Annotated in this window: 7 protein-coding genes, 3 tRNA genes and 3 pseudogenes; 7 read left to right on the top strand and 6 right to left on the bottom strand. The window is 49.3% G+C overall.

Features of this window, described 5'->3' with window-relative positions; genetic code table 11:
* Positions 1-14: 14 nt before the first annotated feature.
* The 3 genes from DZ54_RS0113765 to DZ54_RS0113755 form a co-directional block, all read right to left on the bottom strand.
* Positions 15-90, bottom strand: a tRNA-Gly gene (locus tag DZ54_RS0113765).
* A gap of 27 nt (positions 91-117) precedes the next feature.
* Positions 118-194, bottom strand: a tRNA-Met gene (locus tag DZ54_RS0113760).
* Positions 195-223: 29 nt separating this feature from the next.
* A tRNA-Cys gene (locus tag DZ54_RS0113755) sits at positions 224-297 on the bottom strand.
* Positions 298-695: 398 nt separating this feature from the next.
* Between DZ54_RS0113755 and DZ54_RS0113750 the strand changes: the two genes are divergently transcribed.
* Entirely contained in the window at positions 696-2,204 is a 1,509-nt protein-coding gene (locus DZ54_RS0113750) for a M28 family metallopeptidase (RefSeq protein WP_025674681.1), read from the top strand.
* Positions 2,205-2,237: 33 nt separating this feature from the next.
* On the opposite strand, the gene DZ54_RS0113745 is transcribed toward DZ54_RS0113750, so the two are convergent.
* The 3 genes and pseudogenes from DZ54_RS0113745 to DZ54_RS21870 all read right to left on the bottom strand — a co-directional run bounded on the left by DZ54_RS0113745 (position 2,238) and on the right by DZ54_RS21870 (position 4,931).
* Positions 2,238-2,810: an alpha-ketoglutarate-dependent dioxygenase AlkB family protein gene (locus tag DZ54_RS0113745; RefSeq protein ID WP_051416031.1), complete on the bottom strand. Its 573-nt coding sequence runs from the start codon at positions 2,808-2,810 to the stop codon at positions 2,238-2,240.
* A gap of 116 nt (positions 2,811-2,926) precedes the next feature.
* Positions 2,927-3,535 (bottom strand): 2OG-Fe(II) oxygenase, encoded by a 609-nt coding sequence (locus tag DZ54_RS0113740; protein WP_025674678.1) that lies wholly within the window; start codon positions 3,533-3,535, stop codon positions 2,927-2,929.
* Positions 3,536-3,650: 115 nt separating this feature from the next.
* A pseudogene (locus tag DZ54_RS21870) lies at positions 3,651-4,931 on the bottom strand (NAD(P)/FAD-dependent oxidoreductase).
* A 306-nt stretch (positions 4,932-5,237) separates the two neighbouring features.
* Here DZ54_RS21870 and DZ54_RS26865 point away from each other — a divergent pair.
* From DZ54_RS26865 to feoB, 6 genes and pseudogenes are all read left to right on the top strand, one after another.
* Positions 5,238-5,900: pseudogene (locus DZ54_RS26865) on the top strand (ABC transporter substrate-binding protein); the annotation flags it as partial.
* Between the two features lie 47 nt (positions 5,901-5,947).
* Positions 5,948-6,286 (top strand): ABC transporter substrate-binding protein, encoded by a 339-nt coding sequence (locus DZ54_RS26860; RefSeq protein ID WP_276202051.1) that lies wholly within the window; start codon positions 5,948-5,950, stop codon positions 6,284-6,286.
* 79 nt (positions 6,287-6,365) lie between these two features.
* On the top strand, positions 6,366-7,376 hold the full coding sequence (gene ltaE, locus DZ54_RS0113725) for a low-specificity L-threonine aldolase (RefSeq protein ID WP_025674677.1): 1,011 nt from the start codon (positions 6,366-6,368) through the stop codon (positions 7,374-7,376).
* A 192-nt stretch (positions 7,377-7,568) separates the two neighbouring features.
* Positions 7,569-9,944 (top strand): Lon protease family protein, encoded by a 2,376-nt coding sequence (locus DZ54_RS0113720; RefSeq protein WP_025674676.1) that lies wholly within the window; start codon positions 7,569-7,571, stop codon positions 9,942-9,944.
* A 270-nt stretch (positions 9,945-10,214) separates the two neighbouring features.
* Positions 10,215-10,442: a FeoA family protein gene (locus DZ54_RS0113715; RefSeq protein ID WP_025674675.1), complete on the top strand. Its 228-nt coding sequence runs from the start codon at positions 10,215-10,217 to the stop codon at positions 10,440-10,442.
* Positions 10,442-12,195 (top strand): annotated as a pseudogene (gene feoB, locus DZ54_RS24275) (ferrous iron transport protein B); the annotation flags it as partial. The gene DZ54_RS0113715 and the pseudogene feoB, both read left to right, overlap by 1 nt.

Raw genomic sequence — 12,195 nt, 5'->3', positions numbered from 1 at the left:
ATGTGGGCAAAACGTGGAGCGACATACGAGGTTCGAACTCGTGACCTCGACCTTGGCAAGGTCGCGCTCTACCAGCTGAGCTAATGTCGCCTTACATTGTGCATTTGCACTTAAAATTGGTTGCGGGAGATGGATTTGAACCACCGACCTTCGGGTTATGAGCCCGACGAGCTACCAAACTGCTCCATCCCGCGTCCGAATTTGCTGTGTACCCAGAAAAACTTGGAGGCGCGTCCCGGAGTCGAACCGAGGTACACGGATTTGCAATCCGCTGCATAGCCACTCTGCCAACGCGCCTTTGTTTTCGTTCCGTCTCTGCGGTACGGGGGGCATTCTACGGATTAACGTGATCGAGTCAACACTTATTATTTAATAAAAGTTTCAGATGGCTGTTTTGCAAACAAAAGCATCAAACTTCGACCAGTCTGCTGCTATTTTCAGCATTTTATGTGTTTAGGTATGCGCTTCAGATTCAATTACCCTTCATACCTTACTGGTATTATTGCGTTCTCAGCCATGTGAGGTAACTCGTCCACCTTTTCCTGCGTTAAAAACAAAACCACCACTATTAACATTTTTGTGACAACTAAACTATCCACTGATGATTTTATCAATTTATCAACAAGTTGTATTTTTCCTCTATAGTAAGTAAGTCGCATGGCCTTTAGCGACCCTTATTATATCAAGGAGGAACTATGCATTATAAACACACGGCTCTGGCCGTTGTACTCGCAACAAGCTGCATCTCTGCACAGGCTGAAGATAAAAAAGTCTGGATTTCGATCGGCGCAGATGCACAACAAACCGCTCTATCTTCTGGCGCACAACCTTTGTTAGCGCAGTCAGTGGCTCATAATGGGCGAGCATGGATTGGTGAAGTCAGTGAGTCTGAATTAGCCGCCCTTTCCCATGAAATGCACGAAAACCACCATCGCTGCGGCGGTTATATTGTGCATTCATCCGCCCAAAGTGCAATGGCAGCCAGTAACATGCCGTTGTCGCGCGCGAGCTTTGTTGCCCCAACGATCAGCCAGCAAGCGTTAGTGACACCTTGGATTAGTCAGATTGATAGCGCACTTATCGTTAATACCATTGATCGCCTTACTGATTTCCCCAACCGCTTCTATACCACCACGTCAGGGGCGCAGGCATCGGATTGGATAAAACAACGTTGGCAATCGCTCAGTGCGGGGTTAGCCGGTGCGTCCGTCACCCAAATTGCACACAGTGGATATAATCAAGATTCGGTGATGTTAACCATCGAAGGCACAGAATCACCCGACGAATGGGTCGTCGTGGGCGGCCATCTGGACTCGACTATCGGCTCACGTACTAATGAGCAAAGTATTGCGCCTGGCGCCGATGATGATGCCTCGGGGGTTGCTGCTGTCACGGAAGTGATTCGAGTCCTCGTTCAGAACAACTTCCAGCCCAAGCGAAGCATCGCATTTGTTGCCTACGCTGCCGAGGAAGTTGGGTTACGTGGGTCGCAAGACGTTGCCAACCAATTTAAACAAGCAGGTAAAGATGTTCGTGGTGTCTTGCAATTGGACATGACAAACTATCAAGGCTCCGCTGAAGACATTGTCTTTATTACCGACTATACCGATAGCCAGCTCACTCAGTATCTCACGCAATTGCTCGATGAATACTTGCCCGCCTTAAATTATGGGTTTGATACCTGTGGCTATGCCTGTTCCGATCACGCATCATGGCATCAAGTTGGCTATCCGGCCGCGATGCCATTTGAAGCCAAATTTAATGACTACAACCCGAACATTCATACGCCACAAGACACCTTGACGAACAGCGACAGCGAAGGGAATCATGCCGTTAAATTCACTAAATTAGGTTTGGCCTATACCGTAGAGCTCGCGAACGCCGACAGCTCCCCCGACCCAAGCAACGAACTGACACTCGGGGAACCAATCAATGGCTTATCTGGCGCACGCGAAAGTGAAAAGTACTTCAACTATACGTTAGAGCAACCAGGTAACTTAGTGATCCGGACCTATGGCGGTTCTGGTGACGTTGATTTGTACGTTAAAGCAAATGGCGACGTCGGCACAGGTAACTGGAATTGTCGTCCTTATCGCAGCGGCAATGACGAGGTTTGTCGGTTCGCTAATGCAACACCAGGTAACTATGCGGCCATGCTGCGAGGATATCGCCCCTATGACAACGTCAGCCTGATTGTCGAATAACCCAACGACCACTGCCTCTGAACGGTAGTGGTCTTATTCACTTCCCGTAAACGGCGTCAACCAACGAAACGTCAGATTGATTCGCTCACCCATGGGCTTTTGTGTTTTTGGCAATGCATGTTGCCAGTGTGTTTGCGTCTCGCCTGCCATCAGCAGCAGTGAGCCATGATCGAGCAAAAACTCGCGTTTTTCCTTCCTTTGCGTATGACGGAATAAAAACCGTCGACTGGCGCCTAAACTGATCGAGGCAATGGTGGGATGGCTTCCTAATTCTGGCTCATCATCTTTATGCCAGCCCATGTAGTCACTACCGTCGCGATACAGATTCAATAACACTGTGTTAAAACGCGAATGCGTTGCCGCTTCAACACGCGCTTTTAAATCCCTCAATAAAGGCGTCCAAGGTAGGGGCTGTAATGTCAATCCACTATAGGTGTATGAATGATCGCCGTACCATGCCAATAAGCGCGGTTGCATCACAGTACGACCGAACATCGAAATGGGCAATTGCTGCCAAGGGGTGTGCTGATGTAACTGTGTCAACAAGCTATCAGCATCGGCCGTAGGCAGCCAGCTAGGCTGCCATTGGACAGTGGCTTGTGGCATTGCCACCGCTTGATGGCAATCAAATCCCACATCAGTGAAAAAGCTTTGCTGTTGCGGAGAATCCATCATAGTGACCGCTTTGTGGTTATAAACGCTGTTAGCCAGTATGCGGTTGGCTAGCGGATTGGATCAACCCGCTGACCACTCATTCCATTAATGCGGTACCAACCGGCAATACTAAATCGAGGCCGTTTCGCGGGTAACACTTCATGAGGAAATTCTTCCGATAAGAAGGTCACCAGGCGACCTGCTTTTGGCCAGAGTGTTTTCAAGTGACTACCGTCGACGTTGTAAATGACGATTTCACCGCCATCTTCTTCACGCCAGTCATGATTCAAATAGAGCACTGTGGTGACTTTTCGATTGGAGCGGCCTTTAAACGCATCTAAGTGTTTGGCATAGAAATCACCCAGATTATATTTCGCGAAGTGTGCTTCATACTCAAATAGGCCGAGAAATAGATGACGATTAAACGCGATCTGCAATTCAGACATCCTATCTAGCAGCGCATCTATCGCTGGGGCGTTGCCACGCTCCAGCCAGTGGATCTTGTCGGTGCGAATTTGGGTATTAGTGTGCTGCTTTTGCTCGCGCCCAATGCTGGCTTGCATCCACTGCTCTGGCAAACACGTATGTAAGTCAACCACTTCTTGCGCTGTTAAAAATTGATCGCACACACTTAACCCGTGTGTGGCGAGATCATCAATGATGCTTAGTGTGTTCAAACACTTACCCCCCGCTATTTGAAGGGCTACCTTACTGCCTTCCTCGTGAAGGGCAACACGAGATCTTTATCGTGACGACAAGTGTTTTTCATCGTTGATTGTTTGCCAATGATGGCTATCCACCGAGGAGATCATCGAGCTTCGCTTTCCAAATCGCTAGCGCTAACGCGGGACTGCGAAGCATTTTCGGAGTTGGGATCCAGCCATGCTTTAAGCGCGCAAACACATCAAAGCGACTGGCTTGTCCATCCATCGCCTCTGCAATCACTCGCCCGGCTATATTGGTGAGCCCGACGCCATGGCCGGTATATCCATGCGCCGTGTAAATATCTTGGCCTAGATGATCAATATGCGGCATATAGCTGCGGGTGACCGCAAACAACCCGCCCCAATGGTAGTCCATCTTTACATCGTTTAACTGAGGAAATACGGTCGTCATACGTTGATGCAGACGTTGGGCTGAATCTTTATATTCACGATTAAACGGGTGGTTCACGCCACCAAATAAAATACGCCCATCTGCGGTGGGGCGATAATAATCAAGGCAATTGTTAAGGTCAGACATTGCCATCCGGTTGGTAATGGGCATGCGATCGCCGAGCGGCTCGGTCACTGCTATGAAGGAGGCGACGGGAAGGACTTTCGCTTGCGCCTTTCTTTTCAAGCCATCGAGATAGGCATTGCATGCTAGCAACACACGCGGGGCATTCACCTCACCTTGAAGCGTACGCACACAGTGGGGACGTCCCTTTTTAATCGACTGAGCCGGGCTATGCTCAAAGATTTTCACGCCTAATTCCCGCGCTGCTTTGGCCAGCCCGAGCGTATAGTTGAGGGTATGAATGTGCGCGCTGTTTGGATCGTATAATCCCCCTAAATAGCGTTCAGTATTCGCGACCTCTGCAACCTTGGCCTGATCCCACCATTGCGCCATGGGATAATTATATTCCCCTTGTTTTAGGGCATACCAGCTTTTTAATTCCGTTTGTTGCGCTTTATTTAACGCCAGCTCGATGTAACCCGGTTGAAAGTCACACGCTATCTGATGAGTGAGGATCCGCTCGCGTACCATGTCAACCGCCTCAACGGAGAGATCCCAAAGTTGCTTGCCCCACTGCGCGCCATAGGTTTCGTGTACTTCCCTAAGCCCCAGGCAATATCCGACTAAACACTGGCCGCCATTGCGCCAGAGCCGCCCCAAGCGATCATCTTAGCATCAAGCACAATCACTTGGTAGCCACGTTGGCGCAGTTCAATCGCTGCGTTTAATCCCGTCAATCCCGCACCGGATGATACAAACATCTGCTTGATGACTACCGGTTAAAGGAGGGAAAGACAAGGGCTGGTTTTGCGTAGCAACGTAGTAGTTGGTGTCAGGGCGGTAGGTTTTGACCATGCTCTCAATGGTTACTCATTTATGTGATCCAATGGATGGGGCACAAGCTCAACCTATCAGCATAGTGGTTTGCGTATATAGTGGCTTGCGTATAAAGCGCGCAGATAGTGGCATTGTCATGACCGACTCGCAAGCCACAAATGCCAGGATACTGCCCAATAACTTAGGGGGTCAAACAAGAGGTATGCTACCGTTAACGGGACACTTCCCGAAACGCTCTTTGGTTAAAAAAAGTCATTGACACAAGGGCTGGGTACAATATGATTCGCCCCGACGTGTACTCGGCCAGTAAGCCATTGAAGGACCATGATAATGAAAAAAATGACTCACGGAATTACCGCCACCGCATTCGCGATTTCAGCGATGGTTGCGACAGGTGTCAACGCAGACGATAAAGTGCTTAATCTCTACAACTGGGCAGAATACATGCCGATGGAGGTGATTAACGCTTTTGAAGAGGAATACCAGGTTGATGTTAACTACTCAACATTTGAGAGTAACGAATCCATGTATGCCAAGCTTAAGCTGCTGAATAGCGAAGGTTATGATCTTGCGTTCGCTTCAACCTATTTTATTGAGCGCATGATCAATGAGAATATGCTCGCCAAAATTGATAAAAGCCAGATTAGTCATTTTGATCAGTTGCGTCCAGGCTTGCTCGGCCAGTCATTTGACCAAGAGAATAATTACTCGCTCCCGTATGTTTTCGGTGTCACAGGGATCAGCTATAACCGTGATTATGTTGATGGGAGTAAAGTCACGAAATGGGCGGATTTATGGCGTGAGGATTTTCGTGGCCAAGTCATGCTCCTCAATGATGTGCGTGATGTGTTCGGCATGGCATTGAAAGCCCAAGGTCACAGCATTAATAGCACTGATGAAGCCGAAATTAAGCAAGCTTACCAGTACTTACGCGACTTGCGTGATAACGTTGTGGTCTATAACTCCGATGCACACATGTGCCGTTTGTCACTGGCGAAGTCAATATTGGCCAGCAATGGAATGGCAATGCACATATGGCCCAACAAGAGATCGATGGGATTGAGTTTGTGTACCCACAAGAAGGGGCTATTTTGTGGATGGATAACTACATTATCCCCAAAAACGCGGAAAATAAGACGCTGGCTCACCAGTTTATCGACTTTATGTACCGTCCAGAGAACCAAGCCAAACTGGTTGAAGAGTTTGGCTACCCAGCACCAAACACCCGTGCTGCAGAATACCTGGATGCAGACCTAAAAGAAAACACCACGATCTTCCCGTCTGACGAAGCAGTTGAACGTGGTGAGTTCACCGATGATGTTGGCGAAGCGGTGAAGATTTACCAAAAATACTGGCAAATGCTGAAAAGCTAAATCGTCACGCTTTTCGAGCACACGTCAACAATAGGCCCCTAGCATGATATGGGGCCTTCAATAATAAGGATGTTGCCCGATGATTGATTTTCGCTCTGACACTGTGACTCTGCCTGACGAGGCGATGCGAACAGCGATGGCTAATGCCCCCGTTGGCGACGATGTTTATCGCGATGATCCTAGCGTCAATACGTTGGAAGAATGGGCCGCTACGCGACACGGTTTTGACTCAGCACTTTTTACTGCCTCAGGCACCCAAGCCAACCTCCTGGCTTTAATGGCTCACTGTGAGCGTGGTGATGAGTATTTATGCGGTCAACAAGCCCATAATTATAAATATGAAGCTGGGGGCGCTGCGGTGTTAGGATCAATCCAGCCCCAACCGATAGACAATGCACCAGACGGCAGTCTTCCCTTTGATAAACTCGCCGCGGCGATTAAGCCAAACGACTTTCATTTTGCACGAACGAAACTCTTAAGCTTAGAAAATACCATCGGCGGTAAAGTATTGCCTTTATCCTACCTGGCCGAGGCGCGCACTTTTTGTGATCACCACAAACTGCAATTACATCTTGATGGCGCGCGCGTTTACAATGCTGCCGTGGCGCTAGACGTCGATATCACCGCCATCAGTTGTCACTTTGATTCGATGACCATTTGTTTATCCAAAGGACTGGGTGCGCCCGTTGGCTCCCTTCTACTTGGCTCACAATCCTTTATCAGTAAAGCAAGGCGCATACGCAAAATGCTCGGTGGAGGGATGCGCCAAGCAGGAATGTTAGCGGTTGCCGGTCAGAAAGTACTAGACGAAAATGTTGACCGACTAGCACAAGACCATGCCAATGCGCATTACTTGGCGAGTGAATTGCACAAACTTGAAGGATTTTCAACTGACGCCTACCCCGTACAAACTAACATCGTCTATGTTGATATCGCCGATACGATCGAACGCACACGTCTACAAATGCGGCTGATTGAGAAAAATATTCGTGTCACATTAAGCGGCAACCCAGCCCGTTTAGTCACCCATAAAGACATCAGCCGTAACGATATTGACACCCTGATTCGCGCGATAGCCGCCTCTCGCTAGCAGCAACCACTAGGGCGCCCCCTTTATCCTTCCATCATAGCGGCTCATGCGCCCGCTTTTTTGTTCATAAAACCAACAGCCATTGTAAAACTGTGACCCCGTCATCGCTTTCTCCACCAAAGTCACGAAAACAATCACTTACAGTCGCTACACTGATACCAGTAACGGTTAAACACCAACACGGGGACAGCCATGGCTCTTACTCAGCTAACCAGCGATCGCTTGTATCGTGAATCCAGCTTAAAACACAGCGACATTACCTCAACCAAGCATCTTGCGCCACTTGACGAAATCGTCGGCCAGGACCGTGCTCGCCACGCCATTGAGTTCGCGATGTCAATTAAAGAGAAAGGCTACAATATTTACGCCATCGGTCAGAACGGGCTAGGCAAACGCACTATGATGATGCGCTACCTCAACCAACATTGGCAGACGGATTCACCCATTTATGATTGGTGCTATGTCGCGAATTTCCAAGAAGCACGCTCGCCGCAAGTACTCAAGCTCCCCGCGGGTAAAGGTTGTGAGTTAAAAAAGCATATTGAGCAATTAATGGGTAAACTCGCGAATGCCCTACCGATGGCGTTTGATAATGAAATGTACTATCAACGTGCGGAAACATTAAAAAACCAACTTACTGAGCGGCAACAAACTCTACTGCAAGGCTTGAGTGAGAGCGCGGAAAAAAACAGTGTTAGCCTCACCATTACTCCACAAGGGGATTATCAATTCGTCGCTCTTAACGGTGAAGAGCCGCATACCGAAGAGACCTTTGATGCCTTATCGCAAGACGAGCAAATGGCCTTTGGTAAAGTGATCGATAAACTCGAGACCGAGTTACGCGGCATTGTTCGTCAATTGGGTGAATGGGAATCGGAATACGCAGAAAAGCAAAAAGCACTGGATGAAGATATTGGCCAAGACGTGATCGCCACCCATATGGCGCCGCTGAAAAAGACGTTCGCCGATCTGCCCAAGATCATCACTTTTCTCGACGCAATGCAGACAGATATGCTAGAACACCTTGATATCTTTTTAGAGGACAGCGAAGAACAAGCGGCGCTCGCTTACGCAGCGTTAGATAAAAAGCTCCCTCGTCGTTATCAAGTCAATGTTTTGGTTAGCCAACAAGACGCCCAGGCGCCGATTGTTGTCGAAGACAGCCCCAGCTATCACAATTTATTTGGCTATGTTGAAAACGCCACCTTTAAAGGCACGGTGTTCACTGACTTCTCCCTCATTCGCCCAGGCAGTTTCCATCGCGCCAATGGCGGCGTGTTAATGATGGATGCTATCAAAGTGCTAGAAAAGCCCTACGTGTGGGAAGGCATTAAGCGCGCGCTTAGCAGTCGCCAGTTGAGCGTCAGTGCCCTCGAACGTGAGGTGACCCTGAGCGGCACCGTATCACTCGATCCCGCACCGATCCCATTGGATATCAAAATTGTCTTATTTGGCGATTATCAAACGTATCAGCTTTTGCAACGCTACGATGCAGAGTTCAGTGAGTTATTTCGGGTCACGGCAGATTTTGAAGACGACATGCCGCGCACGGAAAGTACCGAACAACAATACGCTAAATTTATATCCAGCATTATTCACGACGGCAACCTACTGCACTGTAGCCGCAGCGCTATCGCCCGTATTATCGAGCACAGCGCAAGACAGGCTGAGGATCAAAACCGTTTGTCGCTCCATTCTGCTGATATTGCAAACCTATTGCGGGAGTCTAATTACTGGGCCACGCAAGCGAAAGCGAATACGATTGGCGCGCTACATGTTGAAAAAGCGCTTGCCAGTCGCAACATGCGAGTGAGCCGCTTGCGAGACAGCATGATGCAGAATGTTGAAAACGGGGTAACCTTGATCAGCACCCAGGGGTCGGCGTTAGGCCAGATTAACGGCCTGTCGGTACTCAGTACCTCGGACTACAGCTTTGGTTTGCCCAACCGAATTACCGCGACCACCGCATTTGGTGAGGGTGAAATACTCGATATTGAGCGCAGCGTGAAATTAGGCGGTCGTATTCATTCGAAAGGGGTGATGATCTTATCCGCTTATCTTGCCACCCTTTTGGGTAAAACCGACACGATCCCGCTTAAAACCCATCTCACCTTTGAGCAGTCCTATGGCGGTGTCGACGGTGACAGCGCTTCTATGGCTGAGTTTTGTGCGATATTCTCAGCAATTACCGAGGTGCCGCTACGCCAAGATATCGCTATTACAGGGTCGATGAATCAATTTGGTGAAGCACAACCGATCGGCGGCGTGAATGAGAAAATAGAAGGCTTCTTTGATGTCTGTACGCTTAAAGGTCCCAACCATCAGCAAGGGGTAATTATTCCTGCTGCGAATAGTCAAAACCTGATGTTGCGTAAAGATGTCGTGCTGGCGGTCGAAAAAGGCGAATTCCATATTTATGCCGTGTCACACGTCAGTGAAGCACTCTCGCTCTTGTCAGGAGAGAAAGCCGGCTTTGGCCCTGACGGAAAGGCCCCAAACGGGCTACTAACCATCGCGATAGATAAACTGAATAATCAACGCGATGCCCATCATACCCCTTCTAACTAGATCCGCCTCCCCCCAACTTTCCTTTATGGCGGCCAATACAGGCCGCTTTTTTTAGCCTTCCTTCTATAGCGACAGGATCGTAGCCCCAGGATAGTATTTCCGCAGTGGAGCTACCGCAGTGGAGCTGCCGCAGTGGAGCTGCCGCAGTGGAGCTGCCGCAGTGGAGCTGTCAGGTTGTTTACTTGCACCATAGCTTGATCCGACGCAAAAAAAACAGCGCCCTTTGCGCGTAATATGCAATGAAAACCATTCTTATTTGGATCTCGCACTATGAAACTGTCAAAACTTGGTCGTGGTCAGTCCGCGCGTATTACCAGTGTCCATCATGTGCCCGCTGTTATCCGTCATCGCCTTGCTGTTATGGGGTTAATCCCTGGCACTGCTGTTGAGCTGGTTCGGCACGCGCCGCTTGGGGACCCACTGCAAATCCGGCTCGATAACGAACAACTTATCGTTCGTCGTGACGTTGCAAAATTGATTGACGTGGAGACACTGTGATGGAAAAAAAACGCATTCTTCTTGCCGGTAACCCAAATTGCGGCAAAACCACTTTGTTTAATGCGTTGACCGGCTCTCGCCAAAAAGTCGGCAACTGGGCTGGCGTCACGGTTGATAAGAAGGTTGGTCAACTTACGCTCGATAATACCGAACTCAACAAGATAGAGCACGACAATACAGAGTGTGATATTACCGACTTACCCGGTTTATACGCGCTAAATGCAGGCTTTGATGCCAGTTTAGACGAACAAATCGCCACGTATTCCATTGATAGCCGCGACTGTGATGTGATCATCAACGTACTGGATGCGAACAGTCTCGAACGTGGGCTGTATCTTACCTTGCAGTTACGCGAACGCGGCGTTCCAATGATTGTGCTAATCAATAAGATGGATCTATTGGATCGCAACGGACAACAGCTTGATATCGGTAAGTTACAAGAATGGCTGGCTTGTCCCGTTCTTACCGTGACCGCTTGTCAAGCCGACAGCGTGGCGACGTTCCGCCATCAACTCGCCCACATTGTGACACACCTCCCTTACTGTGACGCCATGCAGTTGAACTATGGTGAGCACATTGAGGCATGGTCCAATCCCATCTTGGTGCCCCGTTTACAGGCACGGCGACAGCACAAGTGAATCAACGCGCCCATTTGATTGAATGCCTGGAGCGTGGTCGCTTGCCTGATGGTAATGATGAGCCCCAGCAAGCGTTATTTTCCAAGGCTTATCAATCGCTGGCGGGACAAGATACTGATATCCTTATCGCTGATGCACGCTACAGCTATATCCGCGACCTGGTACATGACACACGGCGCGAGCATCGTCATTTGAGCCGCAATAAAACCGAGAAACTCGACAGGATAATGCTCCATCCTTTTTTATCACTGCCTATTTTGCTTGCCGTACTCTATGCCATGTTTGTGTTCGCAATCAACATTGGCGGCGCTTTTATCGACTTTTTTGATATCGCTGCTGGCGCAATTTTAGTGGATGGCACCCATCAACTATTAGATGGCATATTGCCCGTGGCGATAGTGACATTAGTTGCTGATGGTGTCGGTGGTGGTATTCAAACCGTGGCGACCTTTATCCCTGTCATTGCCGGACTGTATCTTTTTCTCACCGTTCTAGAAAGTACAGGCTATATGGCGCGTGCGGCATTCTTGCTTGATGGCTTGATGCAAAAAATCGGCTTGCCGGGTAAAGCGTTTGTGCCACTGATCCTCGGCTTTGGCTGTACGGTGCCTGCCGTCATGGCAACGCGTACCCTAGAACAAGTTCACGAGCGCAAAACCGCCGCGGCGATGGCTACCTTTATGTCGTGTGGGGCACGGCTTCCGGTTTACGCCTTGTTTGCCGCTGCGTTCTTTCCGCAAAACGGACAAAATCTGGTATTTGGGCTCTACTTACTCGGGATTGCCGTGGCCGTGTTCACTGGCTTGATCTTGCGTCACACGCTCTACCCGGGCCACAGTGAAAGCCTACTGATGACACTCCCAGACTACGAACTGCCCCGCTTGCGTCAAGTGCTGAGTCATACCTGGCAAAAGCTACGCCGTTTCGTATTTGGGGCCGGTAAAACTATTGTGATTGTGGTAACCATCTTAACCTTCTTTAACTCACTCGGTACCGATGGCAGCTTTGGTCATGAAGATAGCGAATCCTCCGTATTATCGAAAGCGGCTCAAGTCGTCACACCTGCTCCTCTCGCCCATAGGTATCCGAAGAAGATAATTGGCCCGCCACTAGTC

Source organism: Salinivibrio socompensis S35, from assembly GCF_000513715.1.
Taxonomy (GTDB): domain Bacteria; phylum Pseudomonadota; class Gammaproteobacteria; order Enterobacterales; family Vibrionaceae; genus Salinivibrio; species Salinivibrio socompensis.
Note: the sequence above shows the minus strand (reverse complement) of the source record. Positions and strands in the feature narration are given on the sequence as shown.